Raw genomic sequence first — 22637 nt, 5'->3', positions numbered from 1 at the left:
CATGCGCTGGTTCAAAAAAGCTGCCGACACGTTCGGCGGCCTTGTTTTCCTCTGCCTGTTCCTGACCTTTTTGGTGCAGATCACGGCCCGCTTCGGCTTTAACAAGCCGCTGCCGTGGTCTGACGAGCTGGCTGTGATCCTCTACCTCTGGGCCATCTTGTGGGCTGCGGCCTTCATGGTGCCTGAGCGGGAGCAGGTGGTGTTTGATCTGCTTTGGAACAGCGCCAGTGTGGGCACCCGCCGTGTCATGCGCATCGTGGGCAACCTCATGATCGGCGGCTTGGCCTTGGTGGCCATTCCTGCCAGCTGGGACTATGTGCACTTCATGGCGCGTGAGTCATCGCCTGTGCTGGACATCTCGTTTCAGTGGGTGTTTTTACCGTTTGTACTGCTGCTGGTGGCGCTGGTGTTGCGCAGTGCCTTTGGCATCTGGCAAGCCATCAAAGGACAGGGCCTTGAAGCCCAAGGACTTCCGACATGACTTTGGCTTTGTGGGCCCTTGTGGGCGTGGTGGTGATCGGCATGCTGCTGCGCATGCCGATCGGGTTTTCAATGCTCATGGCGGGTGTGGCCTATCTGTTGGTCAAGGGGCAAGACCTGGGTCTGGTGGCCGAGCAGGTGAGCAACGGTCTGTACAACAGTTACGTGCTGTTGGCGGTGCCGCTGTTTGTGTTTGCCGCCAACATCATGAACGCGGGCACGGTGAGTGAGCGTATTTTTGACTTTTGCCGCATCCTGGTGGGCCGCATGCGCGGTGGCTTGGCGCAAGTGGATATTTTGGTCAGCGTGATTTTTTCAGGCATGAGCGGCAGTGCCATTGCCGACGCCGCAGGGCCGGGCTTGGTCACCATCAAGCAAATGCTCAAAAAGCCCGAATACACGCCCGGCTTTGCCGGTGCGGTGGTGGTCGCCAGCGCCACGCTGGGGCCGATCATTCCGCCATCCATCCCGATGGTGATTTATGCCTTGGTCTCCGGCGCTTCGGTCGGTGCCTTGTTTTTGGGCGGCGTGGTGCCTGGTGTGTGCATGACCATCTTGATGATGAGTGTGGTGCATTACATCGCGTGCAAACGCAACATGCCGCGTGAAGAACCGATTCCATTCAAGGAATGGCCTGCCATCTTGTTTCGTGGCGCTTTGCCTTTGTCCATGCCCATTGTCTTGTTGGGCGGCATTTATTCGGGGGCCTTTACCCCGACCGAAGCCGCTGCCGTGGCGGCCTTGCATGCCTTGGTGTTGGCGGCCTTCGTTTTTCGCGCTTTGAGCTGGAAGGCATTTTGGGGCGTGGTGCTCGAATCGACCCGCTCCAGTGCAGTGATCACCATCATCCTGGCAGGCTCGTTCATGTTGAACTACGCCTTCACCTCCGAAGGCGTGCCTCAGGCCATGGCCGCATGGGTCGACAACTTGCACCTGAGCCGCCTGCAGTTTTTGTTCATGGTCAACGCCTTGTTCCTGATTTTGGGTTGCTTTCTCGATGTGTCGGTGCTGCTGCTGGTGTTTGTGCCCATGCTGTTGCCTGCGGCCAAACTGCTGGGGGTGGACTTGGTGCACTTTGGCGTGTTGGTCGTGCTGAACATGATGATCGGCTTGATCCACCCGCCTTTTGGCATGCTGCTGTTTGTGACCAAGGCGCTGACCGGCATCCCGATTGGCGACATGATGCGCGAAGGTTGGATGTTCTTGGTCATGCTGCTGGGCCTGTTGGTGGCCATGACCATCTTCCCCGAAATTGTGTTGTGGTTGCCGCGCACCATGGGTTACGGCACGCCAGGAGCCACCTGATGGCCGTTGACGTCGTTTGCGTGGCCAGCTGGAATGTGGACCTGATTGCCCACATTCCTCAACCGCTTGAACGTGGCCAAACCCGCATGGCGCAGGCGTTTGATCGCCTGCCAGGCGGCAAGGGCAGTAACGCGGCAATAGCCGCTGCGCGCCAGGGCGCACAGGTGGGCCTGATCGCGCGCATTGGCGGTGACGATTTTGGGCAGATGGGCCTGGACCTTTGGGCCCGTGAAAGCATTGACAGCCAGCATGTGCTGCGCGGCGCAGGCGAAACCAACGGCACCGCACTGATCTTGGTGTACGAAGATGGTGACAACTCGATTGCCGTTTACCCCGGTGCAGGTGCTGGCCTGACCGCCACCCATGTGCAGGCGGCTACGGGCATGCTGGCCCATGCGCGGGTGGTCATGGCCTCGTGCGAAGTCCCGTTGGCGGCCACACTCGCGGCATTTGAAATCGCCCGCGCGCATGGCGTGTTGACGCTTTTAAACCCGGCACCGGCCACGCCCTTGCCCGATGCCCTGTGGCCTTTGGTCGATGTGCTCACCCCCAACGAAGGCGAGTTGCTGATGCTGGCCGATGCACCAGACATCGAGACTGCGGCACTGCGTCTGTTGCAACGCGGCGTGGGCGCGCTGGTGGTCACGCTGGGTGAACGGGGCTGTGCCCTGTTCCGCCCCGACGCCGTGCCCTTGTGGGTGCCCGGTCATGCCATGCAAGTGGTGGATACCATTGGTGCAGGCGACACCTTCACGGGTACTTTGGCTGCGCAATTGGCGCAGCAAAGCCCTTGGCCTCAGGCCTTGCGATGGGCCAATGCGGCAGCAGCGTTGTCTACACAAGCACAGGGTGCGGTGACGGCCATGCCTGCACGTTCCCAAGTTCAGGCGTGGCTGCATTCTGGCTAAAGGCGGTGCTCAAAAGGGTGCCGCGATAATGCGTTGATGCGTTTTTTTCGCCCGCCTTCTCCCAATGCCCCTGGGGCCTTCAGTTTCTGGCTGTCCCTGCCCCAGCTCATCACCTGGGGCAGTGTTTTTTATACCTTCTCGCTGCTCATGGCACCGCTGGAGGCCGAGCTGGGCATGAGCCGGGCCGAGTCGTCGCTGGCCTTCAGCTTAGCGCTGCTGGCCGAGGGCTTGATGGCTTATCTGGTGGGCCGCTGGATTGACGCAGGGCATGAGCGCTGGGTGATGAGCGTGGGCTCGGTTTGGGTGGGTTTGGGTTTGCTGGGGCACAGCTTTGTGCAATCCATTGCGGGGTTTTATGCCGCCTGGATCTGGCTGGGCTTGGGTCTGGCGGCCACGCTTTACACCCCGGCATTTGCGGTGGTCACACGCCGTTTTCCACAAGACTTTCGCCGCGCCATCATCACATTGACTTTTTTGGGCGGACTGGCCAGCACGGTGTTCATCCCGCTGTTTGCCTGGTGGATGGACTTGTGGGGCTGGCGGCATGCGCTGTGGGCTTTGGCGGTGCTGCAGTTTGCAGTGTGTTTGCCCTTGCACGCTGGGTTGTTGCGTGGCGCACCGCGCTCGCCAAGCCGCCTGAAGCACGCCCACACCTCTGCTGACCTGGTGCCTCCGGTGTCGGTGCGCGAACACCTGCGACGTGCGCCGTTTTGGCTGCTGGCCCTGTTCATGGTGCTGATGATGTCGGTGACTTCGGCCTTGCCCGCGCACATGATCGCTTTGTTGCAAGAGGCGGGTTTGTCACCGACCTGGGTGATTGCCGTGCCCGCAGCCATTGGCGTGATCCAGGTGGTCGGGCGCTTGGTGTTGTTTGTGTTTGAACGCCACTGGGACGTGCACACCGCCAACCGCTGGATTCCGGGCTTTATTCCCTTGGGTTTGCTGGCGCTGTTGCTGGGCGGCTTTCACCCTTTGGGGGCCTTGGTGTTTGTGCTGCTGTTCGGTTTGGGCAACGGCATGATCACCATCGTCAAGGGCACCGCCTTGGCGCAGTACGTGAGCCGTGACCATGTCGGTCAACTCAACGGTTTGCTGGGCATGCCGATCGCGCTGGCCCGCGCCGCCGCACCCTTGACTGTGGGTTTGCTGTGGTCACCGGCCACAGGCTACCGTGTGGCGCTGGGTTGGCTGCTGTTGGCCAGCGTGCTGAGCACGGCAGCGCTGTGGGCTGCGCAACGACAAGCCCTAGAAACGCGTGATTGAAACGTGGCATTTAAAAAGCATTGAGTCCGCGCCTGATGGCCTGTCGTCAAGCCTTTCGGCACGCAAGTTCAGGCATGCAAGTTCAGGTTGTTGCACTCTTCACACTCTTCTTGCAGCCAGCCCAGCTTGACGAAAAGCGCGTGCAGTTTGCAGCCCACGCAAAAGCCCAAAATAGCCTCCAGCCACATGAAGCCCAAGCACACCCAAACCATCAGCAAGGGCAACCAGCGCGGCAAATACTGCTCGGTGGTGGGCAGCAGCGGCAAAGTGGTCACGGTGTTGACCGCAGCGGCAAATTTTTCGGGGTGAAAAAACACCAGGCACAGCGAGATCATGCTGGCCCCGATGCCCCATGCAAAACGCTTGGGGGCCAATGGCTTCCAGACCGCAGGCGAACGCCGGGCCAGCCAGGTAGACAACCATATTGTGGGGGAAAGGTAAGAGGTCTTGACGCTCATGCCCGCCAGCATCTCGAACAGGGCATAGAACAAAAACCAGGTCTGCACCGTGTAATCGTAGGTGCGTCGCACCGCTTCCACCATGTACAGAATCCGGCCATCAAAATCGGTCTCAAACGTGTCGGTGATGACATCGCCTGTGACGTTCCAACGCCCACCAAACACCACATCGACCAAGGTAAAGGCCATGTAAATCGGAATGGCCAACATGATGCCTGCACGGATGCGCACGGCCGTTTCGTTCAAATACGGCTGCACATCATCGCGGCTGCGGAACCACACATAACGGGTGTCTGGCGGGCTGACTGCGGCGGCTGCAGAAACGGTTGCGGTATTCATGGGGCATCTCCTTGGCACTGTGCGAGGTCTGATGAATATCAGAGTGCGCTTATAAAGCGGTCATTATGCGAACAAAGCGGGCTTTTGTGGCGTTGGCACCCACCATTTTTTGGCCACACTGGCGGCGAGCGTTCGTCATTCCAGCGCACGCCCTTCGCCGGCCTCTTCCACCGTCTGCCCATCGCGGATGTGGTAAATCCGCCGAAAGGTCGGGATGATTTTTTCATCGTGGGTGACCACGATGATGGCGGTCTGTGCCTGACGGGCCATGTTGTTCAAAATGCGCATCACGCCCAATGCACGTTCACTGTCCAAGGGCGCGGTGGGCTCGTCAGCCAAGATCACCGGGGGCTTGTTGGCCAGGGCGCGGGCAATCGACACCCGCTGCTGTTCACCGCCCGACAGCTCAGACGGTTGCGCCTTGGCCCGGTGTGCCACATCCAGCGAATGCAGCAAGGTCAGCGCCTGCTGCCGTGCCTGCGCGTTGGGCACACCCGCCAGCATAGGCAGCAAGGCCACGTTGTCGGTCACGTCGAGGAACGGAATCAGGTAGGGGGCCTGAAACACAAAACCAATGCGGTCGCGGCGCAGGGCGCGCAAGTCGGGGGTTTTCCACCCGTTGTCGTAGATGATTTCCTTGCCCAAGGTCATGCGACCCGAGGTGGGCTCGATGATGGCTCCGAGGCATTTGAGCAAGGTGCTCTTGCCCGAGCCGGACGGCCCAACCAGGCCCACCACCTCGCCCGGTGCCACCTGCATATTGACATTTTTAAGGGCCTCTACGGCGGTGTCGCCATGGCCATAAACTTTGCGCAGGTTCTCGATCAGGATGCCGCCTTGAGATGTGCTCATGCCAATTCCTTGCTTAACTGATGGCCTGTGCAGGATCGACCTGCAACGCCACCCGGATGGCCAGGGTGCTGGCCAATGCGCAAATGACCAGCGTGGCCACAAAACCCAACACCGCATCTTGTGTGAGCAGCAAAACAAATTTAGGGAATACCGGTGCCCACAAGGTGGCGGCCACTTTGCCGACCACAAAACCGATCACGCCCAAGCCCAGCGCCTGCTGCAAGATCATGCTGGCGATGGTGATGTTGCGCGTGCCGATGAGCTTGAGCACCGCGATTTCTCGGATTTTGCCCAGCGTCATGGTGTAAATGATGAACGCCACAATGGCCGCGCTCACCACCGCCAGGATGACCAGGAACATGCCGATTTGGCGGGCTGAGGTGGCGATCAGTTTTTGCACCAAAATTTCTTCCATCCCGTTGCGGGTGAAGACCGTCAGATGCTTCCAGCGTCGGATGGGCTCGGCCACTTGCTCGGCACCCCAGCCTGCTTGCGTTTGGACCAGCACCGCGTTCACGTTGCGGCTGCTGGTCTGGAGGTTTTGCACCGCTTCCAGCAGGCCCGGCACGCCGGGCCGGTTAAAGCCTGGGTTGGCCGCCGTGCGAATGCGGTCGTTCACGATGGCGTCGTTGTCCTTGAGAAACTGCGCTTCTTGCGCGTCTTTCAGGGGAATAAAAACCATCGGGTCACCGCCCGAAGAAACCATGCGCTGCGTCAGGCCCACCACCTCGTAGCTGTGGCGGCGAATCTGTACCCGGTCGCCTATGGCCAAGCCGGTTTTGATGTCGGCCACCGCCTCGTAGTGGCTGCGCGTGAGGTGGCGGCCCGCCAACAGGTGCCCCGGTTGTCCCGGCAAGCCGCCCGCACCAGGCTCCACGCCCACCACCATGGCCCGCGTTTCGCGCCCGGCGGTTTGCACCTGCATGGTGAAGTATGTGATGTTGGCCGCCTGCGCCACGCCGGGCATGCCCCGGATGCTTCGCACCACATCGTCTTTGAGGCTGGACGATTCCGCGTAAGGGCCTTGGGTGTCTTTTTGTACCACCCAAAGATCGGCGCCGCTGTTGTTCAACAGCGCTTGCGCATCGTCCACCATGCCCCTGAACACACCGGCCATGGTCAAGGTCACGCCGATCAGCAAACCCAGGCCCACCCCCGTGAGGATGAATTTGGCCCAGCTGTGCTGGATGTCGCGGGCGGCCAGGCTGATCATGGCTTTGACTGACCCACCAAGGCCTCGACCACCCGGACCCGCGCACCCGGTTGCAGGGGTTTTTCGCTGTAAACGACCACCCGGTCCTGCGCCTTCAAGCCGGTAAGGGCTTGCACATGGCCGTCCAGGCTGACCGCGCCCCATTGCACGGGTGCAAATTCAACAGCGCCGCTGGCCGACAGTCGCCACACCCCTGTTTGGCCTTGGTGTTTTTGCATGCTGGCTTGTGGCACCACGGGGCCTTCGGCGCTGGCCGGCAAGTCAAGCGTCACTTCGGCCATTTCCCCCATCGACACAGCCGGTTGCACTTGCCCGGCTTCGAGGCGGAAGCCCACTTGGGCAATGCGCTCTTCGGTCACGCTGTCGGCCTGCCACTCCACCCGCTCCACCACGCCAGACCAAACTTGTTGCGGTTGAGACCGCACCACGATGCGTGCAGCCAGACCCGTTGCCAGGCCTGCCGAGCGGCCTTGGTCCACGCGCATGCGCACCCATAGGCTTTGCGGGTTGACCAGCTTGAGCACGGGCTGACCGGCCACCACGGTGCTGCCCGCTTCGGCATCGCGGCTGGTGACCACGGCGTCGGCTGGGGCCAGCATGCGAATGCTCTGGCGCTGAAATGCCACCCCCGCACTTTCGGCTTGTACCCGGGCCATGTCCTGCGCGGCGGCCTGGGCGTTGGCTTGGGCCACTTGCAGCGCCGCCTCGGCCGATCGCCAAGCTTGCTGCTGCGCTTCCAAAGCGGTGGCACTGATGAAGTTCTGGCTAGCCAGGTCTTGCTGCCGTCGCCAGCTCGACTGGGCCAGCTCGCGCCTGGCCTGTGCATCGGCCACTTGTGCCCTGGCCGCGGCTTGCACGCTGACGGCCTTGGCCATGGCGGCCTCTTGTGCTTTTTGGCGTTGCTCCAGATCGATCGGGTCCATCTCGGCCAGCCACTGGCCCGCCTTGACCTTGTCGCCCACATCCACCAGCACGCGCAAAACACGCCCCGCCGTCATCGGCCCTATCAACCAGCTTTGGCGTGCCTCGACACTGCCAATGCCAAACACGGCGGGCGTGATGCGCTCGCTCTTGACGGTTGCGACAGTGACGCGGTTGGGTGCCAAAGGCCCGATCCGAAAAGCCACCAAGCCGATGATGGCCAACACCGCCAATGCGGCCCCGCCCGTGAGCCAACGCCGTTTGTTTTGCACTGTCCAGTTCATGCTTTTGTCCTTGTCGATGAGGGCATGGGCTGCACCAGGCCCTGCTCGTAAATGTCATAAACCGTGGTCGCCTGTTCGGCGATATCGCTCAAGTGCCCGGCCATCAGGGCCTGCATGACCAAGCCCTGAATGGCCCCGACAAACAGCACCGTGGCGGCGTTCAGATCCATGTTTTTTGCCAACTGCTTGCGTGCTTGCGCCTGCAACAGCAAACCGTGCACCAATTGGCGGTAATTCACCATGAGCTGCTGCACACTGGCCTTGAGGGGTGAGGGCTGCGGGTGTTGCAGTTCCTGAAAGACCAGCCGAGGCACGCCCGGCTGAGCCTGCACAAATTGCACATGCGCCATGAACACAGCCCGCATGGCCGCCAAGGTCTGGCCTTGGTCGAGGGGTGCTTGTGCTGCGGCTTGCAGCTGCGTCATCAACTCCGCATGCACCCACTGCATCACGGCCAGCCAGATGGCCTCTTTGCTCTCAAAGTGCTTGAAAACCGCCCCTTGGGTGATGCCCACCGCCGCCGCCAACGCGCCGGTGGTGATCTGTGCCGGGCTTTTTTGGGCGGCCAGTTGCAAAGCCGCCGCCACCAAGGCCAGCTGCCGGTCTTCGGTTTTTTGCTTGGTTTGGGATGGCATGTTTATTTAATTAAGTAATTGCTTAATTACTTTAGCACACCCTGTTTACATTTCTGTTTGCGTTGGCGCAAGCTCTTGGTTTTGAGGGTTGCGCACTCAAACAAGCACACACGTTGGTGGCTGCACTAACATCTGCCGCATGTCCGAGCCACAATTTATCCAGCTGTACCAGCACAACGCCACTGCCGTGGCACAAGAACTCTTGCTGGGCCTGAGTGCCCCGCAGGCCTTTACATCCCCTAAATACCTTTACGACGCGCTGGGTTCGCGTTTGTTCGAGGCCATCACCGAACTGCCCGAATACGACCTGACCCGTACCGAAGCTCAGCTGATGCGTCTGCACAGCGCCGACATGGCAAAGCATTTGCCGTCAGGCGCTTGCTGGATCGACCTGGGTGCGGGCAATTGCGAAAAAGCCGGGCGCCTGCTGGGCCCCATGCAGGCCGGACGTTATGTGGCGGTGGACATTTCGGTGGACTTTGTACGACAAGCCTTAGACAGTCTGCAGCGTCAGCACCCCGGCCTGCGCATGGCGGGCTTGGGGACCGATTTTTCGGGCGGCCTTGAATTACCAGAGGCACTGGCGCTGGCCCCTGCTCAGCCGCGTGTGCTGTTTTACCCCGGCTCCAGCATCGGCAACTTCACGCCCGAGCAAGCCTTGGACTTTTTGCAAAGTCTGCACCGAGCTTGCGGCACGGCGACAGGCAGCGGTTTGCTGATCGGGGTGGACTTGATCAAGGACGCGGCCGAGCTGGAAGCCGCCTACGACGACATGTTGGGCGTGACGGCGGCCTTTGACCTGAACTTGCTGCTGCACATCAACCGCTTGGTGGGCAGCGACTTTTCGGTGCGCGACTGGCGGCACCTGTCACGTTTCAATGCCGACCAATCGCGTGTGGAAATGCACTTGCAGGCGCGCCAAACGGTGCGGGTGCAATGGCCGGGCGGCGAGCGCTTGTTTGCGCAGGGCGAGACCATCCACACCGAAAACGCCTGCAAATGGAGGGTGCCTGGCTTTGAGGCCTTGTTGTTGTCCGCAGGCTTTGCTTCGACCCGTGTCTGGACCGATCCGGCCCAACGATTTGCGGTGCTGTGGGCAGCCGCTTGATGGCGCTTTAGACCGCCACCGAGCGAAAGCCCGCAAAAATATCGCGCCGGTCGGGCACAAAGAAGTTGCGGTAGCGTACATCCACCACATGCACCGAGGTGGCGGCGCAGGCCCCGCGCAGCACGCGGTGGCCATGCCACCAGGGCTCTGAATAATCGCGGTAGGGGTGCACCTCAAACCCAGGGTATGGCAAGAAATTGCTGGCCGTCCATTCCCACACTTGGCCCCACGCAAAACGGGGTTGCTGCGCGGCACATTCCCATTCGGCCTCGGTCGGCAAGCGCCGGCCAGCCCATTGGCACCACGCCTGGGCGTCGAGCGCGTTCAGGTGCACCGCCGGAGCCTGCAGATCCAGGGCTTGCCATTGGCCAAACTGCCGCACTTGCCAAGTCTCTTGCTCGCCGCACGCAAACCGCACATGGGGCGGCAGTGCGTGGCCTGTGTCTTGCACAAAAGGCAGGTAACGTGCCCAGCTGACGGCCGCTGCGTCAATCTCGAACGCAGCAACCGTGACAGGGTGGGCCTGGCGTTCGTTGTCAAAGGCGAAACCCGGCCCCGAGTGGCCCAAGGTGTGAACTTGTGCAGGCACCTGGATGGACCCATTCAGCCCCATGGCGCTTTCTTGGGTGCCCGCATGAATCGCCGCACCTTCACGCCAGCAAAGCGTGTGTGGCAAAGCCAGCCCCAAGTCTTGCGCCATGTAGACCGAGGCTTCGTTGTGCATGTCTTCGTGTTGCAGCACCAAGCGCCAAAAATACAAGTCGTCATCGCTCGTGGCCCGCCCGGCGTCGTGCAAGGCCTGCAAGTGGTCCAGACTGCGCTGCAGTGTCTGCGCTAAATAAGCCTGCGTCTCGGCCAGGTCTGGCAGCGCCAGAGTCCAGCGGCTGTCATGTGCGACTTCGCTGGAGTTGAAAAGCGCATCGGCATTGGGCCAGTGCGATGCATCAAACACAGCGCCGCTAAGGGCACTGTGCGTGCCCAGGTGGCGCTGGCGGTTGCGCACCGTCCACCACTCCTGAAACCAGGCGATGTGGCCCCATTCCCACAGCGGTGGGTTCATGCTGGGCAAGGGGGGCACTGACAAATCAGGCAAGGCCATTTGCCAAGCCTGCATCAAGCCCAGGGTGCGGGTACGGCTGGTTTTCAGGGCCTGGGCCAAAGCCTCAAGTCCAGCGGTGCGCACCGCACTGTGCACAGGACCCAGGCAGCCGCCAAAAGAACGGCCCAAAGCCATGCCTGAAGGGCTCGGCCCTGCCACTGCCCCGGTACTGTCATTCATGTATAAACCGCCCATGCAAAAACTTCGTGTGGTCATTGTCAGTCCCGCTTTGGCCGACGCCAACAACGGCAACTGGCAAACCGCGCGTCGCTGGCAACAAATGTTGTCGGGGCATTTTGCCCGCATCGTGCGGCAGTGGCCCGATGCGCAAGCCGAAGACGACGATGTGATGCTGGCCTTGCATGCCCGTCGCTCGGCCGATTCGGTTGAGGCTTGGCACGCACGGCACGGCAAGCGCGGCCTGGGTGTGGTGCTCACGGGCACCGATCTTTACCGCGACATCGCGCATGACCCAATGGCCCAGCGTTCCTTGGCCCTGGCGCAGTCACTGGTGGTGCTGCAAGGGCTGGGCATCGCAAGCTTGCCGCACGCACACCAAGCCAAGGCCCGCGTGATCTTCCAGTCCACTGGCACGCGCCAGACCTTGCCCAAAACCGCACGCCATTTGCGCGTGGTGATGGTGGGGCATTTGCGTGAAGAAAAAGACCCGCTCACCCTCATGGCGGCTGCGCGCTTGTTGCCCCAAGGCAGCGGCGTGTTCATCGACCACATCGGCGCAGCGCTGGACCCTGCGTTGGGCCAGGCTGCGCAAGCCACACAAGCCCAGTGCCCGCAATACCGCTGGTTGGGCGCTTTGTCGCACGCCCAAACCCTGCAACGCATCCAGCGTGCCCACCTGCTGGTGCACACCAGCCGCATGGAAGGCGGCGCGCATGTGCTGATGGAAGCGATTTGCAGCGGCACGCCCGTGTTGGCCTCGCGCATCGACGGCAATTTGGGCTTGCTGGGCGAGGACTATGCGGGCATTTTTGAGACTGGCGACGCACAAGGCCTGGCCGATTTGTTGCTGGCTTGCCGGGATCAACAAAGCAGCGCGGGCCTGGTGGCACACTTGGGCCATCAGTGCGCCTTGCGCGCACCCTTGTTTGAACCCCAGGCCGAACGCGCCGCCTTGTACCGTTGGGTGCAAGACCTCTGGACAACTCGATGAAACCCTTAGATCAACCCGTGCTGCGCGACCTGGTGCTGGTCGGCGGCGGCCACAGCCATGTGGGCGTGCTGCGCATGTTTGCCATGAAGCCCGAACCCGGCGTGCGCATCACCGTGATCTGCACCGACATTGACACGCCTTACTCCGGCATGTTGCCGGGCTACATTTCTGGCCACTACAGCTTTGACGAGGTGCACATCGATCTGGGCCGCCTGTGTGCCTTTGCCGGGGCACGCCTGTACCACGATGCGGTGGTGAGCATCGACCGCAAAAACCAGAAAGTGATTTGCAAGAACCGACCCGCCGTGGCTTACGACCTGTTGTCGATCAACATCGGTTCGACCCCCCAGGTGCAACAGGTTGAAGGTGCGCAAACGCTGGTGGTGCCGGTCAAGCCGATTGCACAGTTCAACCAGCGCTGGCTGGCGCTGCTGGACAAAGCTCGCCAGTGGCCGATGCACCGGGGCCGCATGACGATCGCGGTGGTGGGTGGTGGCGCGGGCGGGGTGGAGCTGCTGCTGTCCATGCAATACCGTTTGCGCAACGAATTCAAGGCGCTGGGGCGCAGCCCCGAAGATTTGAAGTTTGTGCTGCTGACCTCGGGCGAGACGATCTTGCCCACGCACAACCCGGGCGTGCGCAAGCGCTTTGTCCAGGTGCTGCAAGCGCGCAACGTCGAGGTCTACAACCAGGCCGAGGTGGTGCAGATCTCGCCCGGCTGTCTGCACACACGCGATGGCCGCACTTTCGATGCCGACGAAACCATGTGGGTCACGCAGGCCGGTGGCCCCGCCTGGCTGCAAAGCACGGGCCTTGCACTCGATGACAAAGGCTTCATCCTCGTCCATCCACAGTTGCAATCCCTGAACGACCCGCTGGTGTTCGCGGCGGGAGACATCGCCTCGTTTGCAGAGCGCCCGCTGGAAAAAGCCGGTGTGTTTGCGGTGCGCATGGCCAAGCCTCTGGCCGACAATTTGCGACGCAGTCTGCGTGGTCAAAAGTGTGTGGCTTACCAACCGCAGCGCCATTGGCTGGCCTTGATTTCGACGGGCAACCGCCACGCGGTGGCATCGCGCGGCCCTCTCGGTTTTGCAGGCGATTGGGTGTGGCGCTGGAAAGACCGGATCGACCGCCAATTCATGCGCCGCTTCACCGAGTTGCCCGACATGGTGAATGCCCGCGCTGCGCTGCAACCCGGTGCCAACCTGCGCGAGGCCCTGCGGGCCATGGGCCAGTTGCTCAAAGACATCCGGGCCAAAGGCCAAGCGCCCACAACCCGCTTGACGCTGACCGCTGAAGAGTCCTTGCAAGCCATCTCGGCCATTGCCATGCGCTGCGGCGGTTGCGGCGCCAAAGTGGGTGCCAATATTTTGTCTCGCGCTTTGGGCAGCTTGCAGCCAGTCGAGCGGCCTGATGTGCTGATCGGTTTGCATTCGCCAGATGACGCGGCCGTGGTGCGCGTGCCGCCGGGCATGGCCGTGGTGCAGACGGTGGACTTTTTCCGGGCCTTCATCGACGACCCCTATCTGTTTGGCAAGGTGGCGGCCAACCATGCTTTGGGCGATATTTTTGCCATGGGTGCCGAGCCACAAACGGCCACCGCCGTGGTCACCGTGCCGCCTGGCCTGGAAAGCAAAGTCGAGGACTTGCTCACACAAATGATGGGCGGCGCGATCGAAGTGCTGAACGCCGCAGGCTGCGCCCTGGTGGGCGGCCACACGGGCGAGGGCGCAGAGCTGGCCCTGGGCTTTGCCATCAACGGCCTGATCGACGAAAACATGACGGGCGTGATGCGCAAGGGTGGCATGCAGCCTGGCGATGTGCTGCTCTTGACCAAGCCCATGGGCACCGGCACGCTGTTTGCTGCGCACGCGCGCCATGCCGCCAAGGGCCGTTGGATCGCTGCGGCACTGCAGTCGATGCAGCAGTCCAACCAAGCGGGCGCGCAGATTTTGCGCACGCATGGCGCCACCGCCTGCACCGACCTGACCGGCTTCGGCCTGCTGGGTCACCTGGTCGAGATGACCCGTCCGTCCGGCGTGGATGCCGAACTGCAACTGAGCACGCTGCCCCTGCTGGACGGCGCGGTGGATTGCGTTCAGGCGGGCATTGTCAGCTCTTTGCAGCCGGCCAATGTGCGGCTGCGCCGCGCTCTGCGCAACGCCGATGAATTCATCAACGACCCACGCTACCCCCTGCTGTTTGACCCGCAAACCGCAGGCGGTCTGTTGGCCAGCGTGCCTGCAGCGCAAGCGGCCGCCTGTGTGCAGGCCTTGCAGGCAGCGGGCTACACGCACACCGCTGTCATCGGGTGCATCACCGCACAAGGCGAAGCCATCGAGCCCGTGCTGTTGAAAACCTGAACACCATGAACACAACCCCTGTTGCAAGCACCACGCTCAACGCCGACCTGACCCAGCGCTGCGTCATTCACAGCCCCTCGCTCGATTGGGTGGATTCACCCGCTTCGGGCGTCTCGCGTCGTTTGCTTGAACGCGATGGCGGCGAAGTGGCGCGGGCCACGTCCATCGTGCGCTACGCACCGGGTTCGGCCTTTGCCGCCCACACACACGGTGGGGGCGAAGAAATTCTGGTGCTCGAAGGCACGTCTGCACGACGAGCATGGGGTGTACGGCCCCGGCACCTACATCAAGAACCCGGTGGGCACATCGCACGCGCCGTCCTCACCCGATGGTTGCACCTTGTTCGTCAAGCTGCGCCATCTGGACCCGCGTGATGACGAACGCGTGGTCATCGACACGCGCCGCAGTGCATGGCATCAAGGCATGGTGGATGGCTTGCAGGTGTTGCCGCTGGGCACCTTTGAGAGCCAAAACACCGCCTTGGTGCGTTGGGCCCCGCAGACGTTTTTCAACCCGCACCGGCATTGGGGCGGCGAAGAGATCTTGGTGGTCGAAGGCGTTTTTTCGGACGAGCACGGCGACTACCCTGCAGGCAGCTGGCTGCGCAGCCCACACATGAGCCAGCACCAGCCTTTCAGCCGCGAAGGCTGTTTGATTCTGGTGAAGACCGGGCACTTGGTGTGAACACGAAACCCCACACCCGCCACGAGCCGCTGTCTGCGGACATCACGCGTGCCTCGCTGCGTGAGCTGCTTCGTGTTGCGTTGCAGCGCCAAGATCACCGGCGCTTGTAAGCCGCTTGCACGGCACGGGTTTTTAAAATGGCGCTTTGTTGACTTGTCCATTTTGGGAACCCCATGAGCACTTCATTTGCCCCGTCTTTGTCATCTTTGGCCGCCCCTCTTGTCGCGCCTCACGGCGTTTTGCGTGTGGCCATCAACTTGGGTAACCCGGTGTTGGCCAAGCTCGACGCTACGGGCGAGCCCTCCGGTATCTCCGCTGATCTGTCACGCATATTGGCCGACCAGTTGGGTGTGGGCATTGCGTGGCGTATCTTCAAAAAAGCCGATGAATCGGTGCAGTGTGTGCGCGCAGACGAGGCCGACATCGGCTTTTTTGCCATCGACCCGGTGCGCGGCGAAGGCCTGCATTTTTCGCCACCCTATGTCGATATCGAAGGCGCCTATATGGTGCGAAGCGACTCACCGCTTCAAAGCAACGAGCAAGTCGACCAAGCAGGCAACCGCGTCACCGTGGGCGCAGGCAGCGCCTATGACCTGTTTTTGACGCGTCACCTGAAACATGCCCCCATCGTGCGCGCGCCCAGTTCGCCCGCTGTGGTCGATGTCTTCATGGCCCAGCAACTCGAAGTGGCCGCAGGCGTCAAACAACAACTGCAAGCCGATGCCCAACGCCTGCCGGGCGTGCGCTTGCTGCCCGGTCGCTTCATGGTCATCCACCAGGCCATGGGCATGCCTGCCCAACGCAGCGCGCAGGCCCGCGAACACCTGAATGCGTTTGTTGAAGACGTCAAACGCTCAGGCTGGGTGGCCGAGGCGTTTGTCCGGCACGGCATTCAGGGGGCTTCGGTGGCACCAGCAGGCTATCCTGCACACGACTGAACAAGACACGGGTCGGTGCTAAATTGCGACGGAACTTCTTTTCCGCCATCCACAACGAGACACCCCATGAGCATGCCCAAAAACGACCGTTTGCCCGAAATCCCCCGCGATCAAATGACAGACGCCCAACGGGCCGCAGTGGATGAGTTGATCAGCGGGCCACGAGGCAAACTGAGCGGCCCCTTTGTGCCGCTGATGCGAAGCCCCGAGCTGATGCGTCGCCTGCAAAAAGTGGGCGAATACCTGCGCTATGACAACACCGTGGGTTTGCAGAATTCTGAATTTGCCGTGCTGGTGGTGGCCCGCCATTGGTCTCAGCCTGTCGAGTGGCATATCCACAAACCGATTGCCATGAAAGCGGGCGTGAGCGAAGAAACCTGCAACGCGATTGCCGAAGGCCGTCGCCCGCCGCACATGACGCCGGAAGAAACCGTGGTGTACGACTTTCTGCAAGAGCTGTTGCACAACCAATCGGTCAGCGATATGACGTGGGCCGCTGCGCAAAAAATGTTTGGTGACCAGGGCGTCATCGACATGACGGCGCACTGCGGTTACTACAGCTTGCTGGCCATGGTGATGAACACCACACGCCGGGGCTTGCCCGACAATGCCGCGCCTGGCCTTGCCCCGTTTCCGCATTGAGGCCGCCGTTACGGAACTGACCCTTTCAGACCCGATACCCAGCCCACGCTGTGGCTCGCCGTGTTGTCGCTGTCGGCACCGATCAGCACCGCACGCACTTTGGGCACGGGCTCTCCAACGGGCGTTTCGTCTGCAAACACACGGGCAAAGTCGGCGGCCACATCGCGGCTCTCGGCTTGCCATTGCCCCAGCGGCGCACCCTGGCCTTGCAGCGTGATGAAGCGCACACGCCGGGTGTAGGGGTTGGCCCCTTGCAAGCCTGCGGGGTGCACGCTGTCCCACACATAGCACAGCGTGGCGGCAGGCAGGTCTTCGGCACTGACCTTTCGGGCAATGCGCAGCAAGGTGCGCTCGACAAAAGGCACGCGGTCCAGTGGGTGGTCAAACATCACACACACCTTGAGCGCGGCGTCGTCACCGGCTTTGGTCAAAATATCGGCCACCGCTTTGCCGCCTGTCAGCGGCTGGTCCAGACGCCAGCGCCATTGCAGACGCATGGCATTGACCTTGGGCAGATCGTGTACCCAAGTGCCATACGAAGCCTCGGTGCTGACCTTCAAAGCCCGCTCGCCTTGCACCTCGTCTAACTCAAAGCGCGTGGCCGGGATAGCGGCTTTGGACTTGGGGAAACCCACAAAACGCCAAGTGCTGGCCGCTGCGCCATCGGCAGGCACCAAGGGCACCAGGCCCTGCGCCAAGGCAGACGCGGTGCCACTGACCATGACCCACTCCAACAGCGCCAGCCGTGCCCAAGCGGTTTTTCCCAGCCGCTTCATCCGCGCCGCCAGTCGTGAAACTTCTCAACCCAAGCCAGCAGCTTTTGCGGCGCGTGCGCCCGCTTCCATTCGCCTGCCGCGTATTTGTTGGCCTCGGCCAGCGTGGGGTAGGTGTGGATGGTGCCCAAGATTTTGTTCAGGCCCAAGCCGTGCTTCATGGCCAGCACGTATTCGGCCAACAAGTCGCCCGCGTGCGTGCCCACGATCGTGACACCCAAAATGCGGTCTTTGCCCGGCACGGTGAGCACCTTCACAAATCCGTGGGCCTCGCTGTCGGCAATGGCCCGGTCCAGGTCGTCGATGCCGTATTTCGTCACCTCATACGCAATGCCCTGGGCTTGGGCCTCTTGTTCGTTCAGGCCCACACGCGCCACCTCGGGGTCGATGAAGGTGGCCCACGGGATCACGCGGTAGTCGACCTTGAAGGATTTGAAGTCGCCAAACAGCGGATTCACCGCCGCATACCAAGCCTGGTGCGCGGCAGTGTGTGTGAACTGGTAAGGCCCCGCCACATCGCCTGCGGCGTAGATGTTGGGATACAGCGTTTGCAGGTACTCATTGGTCTCCACCGTGCGGTGCGTGGGCACGCCAATGTCTTCAAGCCCATAGCCTTGCAAGCGGGCCACGCGGCCCACGGCGCAGACCAAGGCGTCAAACGCCAACTCAAGCTCGTGCCCTTGCGTGCCCAGCACCAGAATTTTGTCTTCTCCTCGGCGCTCGCAGCGCAAGGCCTGGTGCCCGGTGAGCACCTGCACACCGTCGGCATGCAAGGCTTCACGCGCCAGAGCCGAGACTTCTTCGTCCTCGCGCAGCATGATGCGCTCGGCCATTTCGACCTGTGTGACCTGCGCACCCAAGCGGGCAAAGCTTTGCGACAGCTCGCAGCCAATCGGCCCGCCGCCCAGCACCACGATGCGCTTCGGAATGTCATCGAGCTTGGCAAACGCGTCCCACAGCGTGTCGCTGGTCACATAGCCAACCTCGTGCAGGCCGGGCAAGGGCGGCACGATGGGCTGTGCGCCCGCCGCGATCACAATGCTTCGTGCGGTCAGCCGCTGCACTTGGCCATCGTTCATGGCCACCTCCACCGTCCACGGGTTCACCAACTTGCCGTAGCCCTGCAACACTTCGACGCCCAAGCCGGTGTAGCGTTCCACGCTGTCGTGCGGCGCGATGGCTTTGATCACATCGTGCACACGCTGCATTACCGCCTTGAAGCTGAAACTGGGCGCGGTGTCGCTCAGGCCATATCGCGCACCGTGGCGCATCTGGTGCGCCAGCTTGGCGCTTTTGATCAAAGCCTTGCTCGGCACGCAACCGTAATTCAAACAGTCGCCGCCCATTTTGTGCGCCTCGATCAAGGTCACTTTGGCTTTGACAGCCGCAGCGATGTAGGCCGACACCAAGCCCGCCGCACCACCACCGATGACGATCAAATTGCGGTCAAAGCGCTTGGGGCGCACGCTGGCCCAGCGCGCATAAACCTGCCGCTTTTGAATGGCCGCCACCCCGCGCCGCGCCAACAAGGGAAAGATGCCCAACAACACAAAACTGCCCAAGAGCGCCGGGCTCAAGATGCCCTGCACCGAATCGAGTTGCGCCAACTGCGTGCCCGCATTCACATACACCGCTGTGCCCGCCAGCATGCCGATTTGACTCACCCAGTAATACGTCCAGGTCTTCATGCGCGTCAGGCCCATGAGCAGGTTGATCAGAAAAAAAGGCACCACCGGGATCAGGCGCAAAGTGAAGAGGTAAAACGCGCCTTCTTTGTCCACACCCGCGTTGATGTCGGCCAAGCGCTGGCCAAAACGGGATTCCACCCAGTCGCGCAACACAAAGCGCGAGGCCCAAAATGCCAAGGTGGCACCGAGGGTGGACGCGAACGACACGATCAACAAGCCCCAGCCCAAACCAAACACCGCCCCACCGGCCAGCGTGATGATGACCGCGCCCGGAAACGACAGCGCCGTGGCCAGCACATAAACCCCAAAGTAAACAGCCGCCACCGTGAACGGTTGCTGTGCGTAGAGCTGGTTAAAACTGGCCTGGCTGGCCTTGAGTTGCTCAAAGCTCAAGTAGCGCCCCAAGTCCAGCACCACAAAAGCGCCGATGACCAAGGCCAACAAGAGCAACAACATGATTTGACGAAGGCGCATGAAACGGGAACTCCTGATGGGGCGATGACTTGGCGGATGGTGCGAGATGTGCGCTGCCCAAGGCCATGAACGATAACGCCGATTAACTTGCAGTTCGTTGCGGCGCGGCAGAAAGTGACAGGTGATCGTCACCACCCGAGCAAACCAACTGCCAAGCCAGGTATTCCGAGCGACGCAGCCGGTAACGGGTCACGCTGCCTTCGTGCAACTGCTGCAGCGCCTCGGCCAGCATGCGGGTGAACGCGTCCTGGTCGGCTGTGGGCACAGGCATTCGCGCCACCACAGTGGCCAGCGCGTCTGGGCTGGGCGCTTGCAGGTCCTTGACCACCGCCTGCACGGCCTGAATCAGCGCCTCGCGGTATTTGATTTTGAGGGGGTCCGGCTCGACCATGGTTTGGGTGATGGCCAGATAACGCTGGCACGAGCGTTCATACGCCCACACAAACACGTCGCGCAACAAATCGACCTCGTTGAGTTCATACACCCCCAAAGTCCCTTCGATGTAAGCCCGTTCGGGCACATCGATGAACGACAAAGGGCACAGCTTGTGCTGGATCAGCGGCATGTTGGCGGCAATGCGCGACACGCGTTTGTTCACATCTTCAAACGGCTGCAAATACGGCAGCTGCACCATGAGGAAAAACGCCTGCTCAAACGGGTCGGGAATGGCGGCAGCTTTGATCAGCAGCAGCTCAAAACAGTCCTCAATCACCTGGGGCATGGCCACGGGGTGAAACACCGTGCCAGAAATCTCTACCAAGCGCCGACGCAGACGGCCACTGGCCTGCGGGTCGCGCATCAAATCTTGCGACAACACGGCATGCAAGTTTTTGAATGTGAAGGCATCAAAGCCCACCTCGTTCGTGTCCTCGTCCGCATCCTCAATGAGCATCTCTATGGCGGCTTTGTGGTTCAGGATCATCTGCGTTTCGATGGCGTCCTTGCCCTGCGCAGCCTGACCATGCTCGATCAGGTTTTGCGTGTCCAAGCGGCTGTAGGTGTTGCCCTCCAGCCGCGATGAAGCCCACGACAAATCCACCAACAAACGGCTCAAGATGTCGCGGGCGTAGGTGCCTGCGGGTCGCTCATGGGCAGGCGTGCGGCCCATCTCGTGCAATTGGCTTCGCAAGTCGGCTGGCAAATAAAACGTGACGCCCGGCTGATACGACTCCAAAAACTCACGCCGATAACCCACCGGGCGGCGGTGCATCAGCGGCTGGCGGACCCGATCACGGATGCTGGCGCCTGCGGGCGAAACCGGCAGATCGGGCTCCGCCTGGGCCACAGGGGCCATGACGCCCCCGACACAGCTACCGCCCGCAAGCTGCGCCCAAGCCTGCGCCACCGGCTTGTAAACCAGCGCAATGCTCTGCCCCTCAGACGCGATCCGCTGCGCATCGATGAGTTTGAGCAAGCGGCGCTGCAAAGTGCGGCGGTTCAGCGCCCCGCCCTTACGCTGCGCCATGGCCAGCTCGATCTCGGCAATACCGATCCCGCCGGGGTGCGCGACCACGATGGATTCGATCATTTGCAATTCGTGAGCGGGGGTGATGCGGGGCATGGGGTGGCCTTTTCGGGCAATTTGTCGCGCTTAACGGGTAAAGTGCGGCTTAGAGCGACAGTATTGATGGTCATTATGTCGCTCAATGTGTCGCGCTTGCAAGTCATAGTGTCGTGGCAGCTGATGGGGCTATGGGGTGTGACCCAGCTGTCGGGCGTCTGAACGCATCCGAATGAATGCAGACATGCTGTTTTTATCTCGGGTCTTTTGATCTCACCAAACCATAAGCCGTGTTGCGCCCGCCACCCTCCAAGCGGCGCAATACGCCTCGCGCTAACAAATCATTGATATCGCGCAGCGCCGTGTCGGCCGAACATTTTCCGATGGCGGCCCATTTGGCGTTGGTCAACTGGCCGTCCATGCCATCGAGCACGCGGTTGAGCACCGAAATCTGGCGTGCGTTCAGGGGTGTGCCAGACCAGCGTTGCCAGAACTGGGCCTTGTCCAACACACCCGCCAGCAAGCCATCAGCACCCTGCACCGCGCGTAGCAAGCAGGCCAAAAACCACTGCAGCCATGGCGTCACGTCCATCGTGCCGCGTTGGGTGGCTTCGAGTTGTTCGTAATACTGTTTGCGCTCACGCTGAATTTGCGCACTCAGGCTGTAAAACCGTTGTGCAGAGCCTTCAGCTCGGGCCAAGGCCATGTCGCCCACGGCTCGGCTGATGCGGCCATTGCCGTCGTCAAACGGGTGCAATGTCACCAGCCACAAATGCGCCAGCCCAGCGTGCACCAGCGCATCACCCAAAGGCCCGGCATTGAACCACTCTAAAAACACAGCTGTTTGTGCGGACAGTGCGTGGGCGGGCGGTGCCTCAAAGTGCACTTTTTCGCGACCCACCGGGCCTGAGACCACTTGCATCGGCCCCGTGGCGTCGTTGCGCCAGTTGCCCACCTGAATCCGCAGACGGCCACTGAAGCCTGTGGGAAACAGCGCCGCATGCCAACCAAACAAGCGCTCGGCCGTGAGCGGTTGGGCGTGTTGCTGCGTGGCGTCCAACACCATGTCCACCACACCATCCACATGGCGGTCAGCGGGCGCGAGGGCGCCAATGTCCACCCCCAACTTACGGGCAATGGACGAGCGCACAGCCTCCAAGTTGAGCGTTTCGCCCTCAATGGCGCTGGTGGTGATGACCTCTTGCGTCAAAACCTGCAAAGTCGCCAGATCGCGCTCCGCCAAGCCCAAATGCGCCATTCGGCCGACCAACTCACCTTGCGCACGGTGCAACTGTGCCAACGGCCCTGCCAGCGCAGTCGCGTCATATCGCCACTGCGGCCAGTCGGGGCGCTGCCACAGATAAGTGCGTTTGCGGGGGGGCTTGTCGGCGAACATGCGGTGATTATGCGCTTTATTCACCGCGTATATTACGGCGAATAAGTGGCGTATTCACCGCAATCGCCCATAACCTCAACCAACTCGCAAGCAAGTGGGAGGCGCAAACAAAGAGCCTAGAAGTATTCAAGATCGCATCGAG

At 61.5% G+C, this 22637-nt stretch carries 21 protein-coding genes; 11 read left to right on the top strand and 10 right to left on the bottom strand.

Features of this window, described 5'->3' with window-relative positions:
• The first annotated feature begins 1 nt into the window (after nucleotide 1).
• The 4 genes from ACZ5RG_RS14130 to ACZ5RG_RS14115 are packed head-to-tail and all read left to right on the top strand — an operon-like array spanning nucleotide 2 to nucleotide 3956.
• Entirely contained in the window at nucleotides 2-481 is a 480-nt protein-coding gene (locus ACZ5RG_RS14130; protein ID WP_298596414.1) for a TRAP transporter small permease, read from the top strand.
• On the top strand, nucleotides 478-1785 hold the full coding sequence (locus ACZ5RG_RS14125; protein ID WP_464447394.1) for a TRAP transporter large permease: 1308 nt from the start codon (nucleotides 478-480) through the stop codon (nucleotides 1783-1785). The genes ACZ5RG_RS14130 and ACZ5RG_RS14125 overlap by 4 nt, the downstream gene beginning before the upstream one ends.
• Nucleotides 1785-2693 (top strand): ribokinase, encoded by a 909-nt coding sequence (locus tag ACZ5RG_RS14120; protein WP_464447393.1) that lies wholly within the window; start codon nucleotides 1785-1787, stop codon nucleotides 2691-2693. Before ACZ5RG_RS14125 ends, ACZ5RG_RS14120 begins: the two co-directional genes overlap by 1 nt.
• Before the next feature lie 36 nt (nucleotides 2694-2729).
• A complete protein-coding gene (locus tag ACZ5RG_RS14115) occupies nucleotides 2730-3956 on the top strand; it encodes an MFS transporter (RefSeq protein ID WP_315236112.1) in 1227 nt (408 codons plus the stop codon).
• A 68-nt stretch (nucleotides 3957-4024) separates the two neighbouring features.
• Here the strand turns inward: ACZ5RG_RS14115 and ACZ5RG_RS14110 are convergent, their stop codons facing one another.
• From ACZ5RG_RS14110 to ACZ5RG_RS14090, 5 genes are all read right to left on the bottom strand, one after another.
• Entirely contained in the window at nucleotides 4025-4753 is a 729-nt protein-coding gene (locus ACZ5RG_RS14110) for a DUF4395 family protein (protein ID WP_464447392.1), read from the bottom strand.
• A 135-nt stretch (nucleotides 4754-4888) separates the two neighbouring features.
• The gene (locus tag ACZ5RG_RS14105) at nucleotides 4889-5605 is read right to left on the bottom strand and encodes an ABC transporter ATP-binding protein (protein WP_464447391.1); all 717 of its coding nucleotides are present in this window, start codon (nucleotides 5603-5605) and stop codon (nucleotides 4889-4891) included.
• 13 nt (nucleotides 5606-5618) lie between these two features.
• Nucleotides 5619-6818 (bottom strand): ABC transporter permease, encoded by a 1200-nt coding sequence (locus ACZ5RG_RS14100; RefSeq protein ID WP_298599726.1) that lies wholly within the window; start codon nucleotides 6816-6818, stop codon nucleotides 5619-5621.
• Complete coding sequence (locus ACZ5RG_RS14095) at nucleotides 6815-8023, bottom strand: efflux RND transporter periplasmic adaptor subunit (RefSeq protein WP_464447390.1); 1209 nt, start codon at nucleotides 8021-8023, stop codon at nucleotides 6815-6817. The genes ACZ5RG_RS14100 and ACZ5RG_RS14095 overlap by 4 nt, the downstream gene beginning before the upstream one ends.
• Entirely contained in the window at nucleotides 8020-8658 is a 639-nt protein-coding gene (locus ACZ5RG_RS14090) for a TetR/AcrR family transcriptional regulator (RefSeq protein WP_464447389.1), read from the bottom strand. Before ACZ5RG_RS14090 ends, ACZ5RG_RS14095 begins: the two co-directional genes overlap by 4 nt.
• A gap of 139 nt (nucleotides 8659-8797) precedes the next feature.
• Here ACZ5RG_RS14090 and egtD point away from each other — a divergent pair, with 139 nt between their 5' ends.
• Nucleotides 8798-9766, top strand: a complete 969-nt coding sequence (egtD, locus tag ACZ5RG_RS14085) for an L-histidine N(alpha)-methyltransferase (RefSeq protein ID WP_464447388.1) — start codon at nucleotides 8798-8800, stop codon at nucleotides 9764-9766.
• A gap of 7 nt (nucleotides 9767-9773) precedes the next feature.
• Here the strand turns inward: egtD and senA are convergent, their stop codons facing one another.
• Entirely contained in the window at nucleotides 9774-11045 is a 1272-nt protein-coding gene (gene senA / locus ACZ5RG_RS14080; protein ID WP_464447387.1) for a selenoneine synthase SenA, read from the bottom strand.
• A gap of 13 nt (nucleotides 11046-11058) precedes the next feature.
• Here senA and senB point away from each other — a divergent pair, with 13 nt between their 5' ends.
• The 6 genes from senB (at nucleotide 11059) to ACZ5RG_RS14050 (ending at nucleotide 16663) form a co-directional block, all read left to right on the top strand.
• The gene (gene senB / locus ACZ5RG_RS14075) at nucleotides 11059-12036 is read left to right on the top strand and encodes a selenoneine biosynthesis selenosugar synthase SenB (RefSeq protein WP_298599740.1); all 978 of its coding nucleotides are present in this window, start codon (nucleotides 11059-11061) and stop codon (nucleotides 12034-12036) included.
• Nucleotides 12033-14399 (top strand): selenide, water dikinase SelD, encoded by a 2367-nt coding sequence (gene selD / locus ACZ5RG_RS14070; protein WP_464447386.1) that lies wholly within the window; start codon nucleotides 12033-12035, stop codon nucleotides 14397-14399. Before senB ends, selD begins: the two co-directional genes overlap by 4 nt.
• A 5-nt stretch (nucleotides 14400-14404) precedes the next feature.
• Nucleotides 14405-14773, top strand: a complete 369-nt coding sequence (locus ACZ5RG_RS14065) for a cupin domain-containing protein (protein ID WP_464447385.1) — start codon at nucleotides 14405-14407, stop codon at nucleotides 14771-14773.
• Entirely contained in the window at nucleotides 14664-15083 is a 420-nt protein-coding gene (locus tag ACZ5RG_RS14060) for a cupin domain-containing protein (RefSeq protein WP_464448215.1), read from the top strand. Before ACZ5RG_RS14065 ends, ACZ5RG_RS14060 begins: the two co-directional genes overlap by 110 nt.
• 173 nt (nucleotides 15084-15256) lie before the next feature.
• Nucleotides 15257-16021 carry an ABC transporter substrate-binding protein gene (locus ACZ5RG_RS14055; RefSeq protein WP_464447384.1) on the top strand — a complete coding sequence of 255 codons (765 nt, stop codon included), beginning with the start codon at nucleotides 15257-15259 and terminating at the stop codon, nucleotides 16019-16021.
• 66 nt (nucleotides 16022-16087) lie between these two features.
• Nucleotides 16088-16663 carry a carboxymuconolactone decarboxylase family protein gene (locus ACZ5RG_RS14050; protein WP_464447383.1) on the top strand — a complete coding sequence of 192 codons (576 nt, stop codon included), beginning with the start codon at nucleotides 16088-16090 and terminating at the stop codon, nucleotides 16661-16663.
• Between the two features lie 8 nt (nucleotides 16664-16671).
• Here ACZ5RG_RS14050 and ACZ5RG_RS14045 read toward each other — a convergent pair whose 3' ends face one another.
• The 4 genes from ACZ5RG_RS14045 to ACZ5RG_RS14030 form a co-directional block, all read right to left on the bottom strand.
• On the bottom strand, nucleotides 16672-17439 hold the full coding sequence (locus ACZ5RG_RS14045) for a DUF3047 domain-containing protein (RefSeq protein ID WP_464447382.1): 768 nt from the start codon (nucleotides 17437-17439) through the stop codon (nucleotides 16672-16674).
• Entirely contained in the window at nucleotides 17436-19598 is a 2163-nt protein-coding gene (locus ACZ5RG_RS14040) for an FAD-dependent oxidoreductase (RefSeq protein ID WP_464447381.1), read from the bottom strand. The genes ACZ5RG_RS14045 and ACZ5RG_RS14040 overlap by 4 nt, the downstream gene beginning before the upstream one ends.
• Before the next feature lie 82 nt (nucleotides 19599-19680).
• Complete coding sequence (locus ACZ5RG_RS14035; protein WP_464447380.1) at nucleotides 19681-21159, bottom strand: Fic family protein; 1479 nt, start codon at nucleotides 21157-21159, stop codon at nucleotides 19681-19683.
• Nucleotides 21160-21352: 193 nt separating this feature from the next.
• Entirely contained in the window at nucleotides 21353-22495 is a 1143-nt protein-coding gene (locus tag ACZ5RG_RS14030) for a Fic family protein (protein WP_464447379.1), read from the bottom strand.
• Between the last annotated feature and the right edge of the window lie 142 nt (nucleotides 22496-22637).

The organism is Limnohabitans sp. TEGF005, assembly GCF_055394835.1.
The sequence above is the reverse complement of the archived record's forward strand: the minus strand, read 5'-3'. Positions and strand labels throughout refer to the sequence as shown.

Excerpts from the sequence above, each read along its gene's own strand:
- senB (WP_298599740.1), top strand. The coding sequence starts at position 11,059 with ATGCAAAAACTTCGTGTGGTCATTGTCAGTCCCGCTTTGGCCGACGCC.
- ACZ5RG_RS14130 (WP_298596414.1), top strand. The coding sequence starts at position 2 with ATGCGCTGGTTCAAAAAAGCTGCCGACACGTTCGGCGGCCTTGTTTTC.
- ACZ5RG_RS14120 (WP_464447393.1), top strand. The coding sequence starts at position 1,785 with ATGGCCGTTGACGTCGTTTGCGTGGCCAGCTGGAATGTGGACCTGATT.
- ACZ5RG_RS14100 (WP_298599726.1), bottom strand. The coding sequence starts at position 6,818 with ATGATCAGCCTGGCCGCCCGCGACATCCAGCACAGCTGGGCCAAATTC.
- ACZ5RG_RS14050 (WP_464447383.1), top strand. The coding sequence starts at position 16,088 with ATGAGCATGCCCAAAAACGACCGTTTGCCCGAAATCCCCCGCGATCAA.
- ACZ5RG_RS14095 (WP_464447390.1), bottom strand. The coding sequence starts at position 8,023 with ATGAACTGGACAGTGCAAAACAAACGGCGTTGGCTCACGGGCGGGGCC.
- ACZ5RG_RS14035 (WP_464447380.1), bottom strand. The coding sequence starts at position 21,159 with ATGCCCCGCATCACCCCCGCTCACGAATTGCAAATGATCGAATCCATC.
- ACZ5RG_RS14055 (WP_464447384.1), top strand. The coding sequence starts at position 15,257 with ATGAGCACTTCATTTGCCCCGTCTTTGTCATCTTTGGCCGCCCCTCTT.
- ACZ5RG_RS14125 (WP_464447394.1), top strand. The coding sequence starts at position 478 with ATGACTTTGGCTTTGTGGGCCCTTGTGGGCGTGGTGGTGATCGGCATG.
- ACZ5RG_RS14105 (WP_464447391.1), bottom strand. The coding sequence starts at position 5,605 with ATGAGCACATCTCAAGGCGGCATCCTGATCGAGAACCTGCGCAAAGTT.
- senA (WP_464447387.1), bottom strand. The coding sequence starts at position 11,045 with ATGAATGACAGTACCGGGGCAGTGGCAGGGCCGAGCCCTTCAGGCATG.
- ACZ5RG_RS14040 (WP_464447381.1), bottom strand. The coding sequence starts at position 19,598 with ATGCGCCTTCGTCAAATCATGTTGTTGCTCTTGTTGGCCTTGGTCATC.
- ACZ5RG_RS14110 (WP_464447392.1), bottom strand. The coding sequence starts at position 4,753 with ATGAATACCGCAACCGTTTCTGCAGCCGCCGCAGTCAGCCCGCCAGAC.
- egtD (WP_464447388.1), top strand. The coding sequence starts at position 8,798 with ATGTCCGAGCCACAATTTATCCAGCTGTACCAGCACAACGCCACTGCC.
- ACZ5RG_RS14065 (WP_464447385.1), top strand. The coding sequence starts at position 14,405 with ATGAACACAACCCCTGTTGCAAGCACCACGCTCAACGCCGACCTGACC.
- ACZ5RG_RS14115 (WP_315236112.1), top strand. The coding sequence starts at position 2,730 with ATGCGTTTTTTTCGCCCGCCTTCTCCCAATGCCCCTGGGGCCTTCAGT.
- ACZ5RG_RS14030 (WP_464447379.1), bottom strand. The coding sequence starts at position 22,495 with ATGTTCGCCGACAAGCCCCCCCGCAAACGCACTTATCTGTGGCAGCGC.
- ACZ5RG_RS14090 (WP_464447389.1), bottom strand. The coding sequence starts at position 8,658 with ATGCCATCCCAAACCAAGCAAAAAACCGAAGACCGGCAGCTGGCCTTG.
- ACZ5RG_RS14045 (WP_464447382.1), bottom strand. The coding sequence starts at position 17,439 with ATGAAGCGGCTGGGAAAAACCGCTTGGGCACGGCTGGCGCTGTTGGAG.
- selD (WP_464447386.1), top strand. The coding sequence starts at position 12,033 with ATGAAACCCTTAGATCAACCCGTGCTGCGCGACCTGGTGCTGGTCGGC.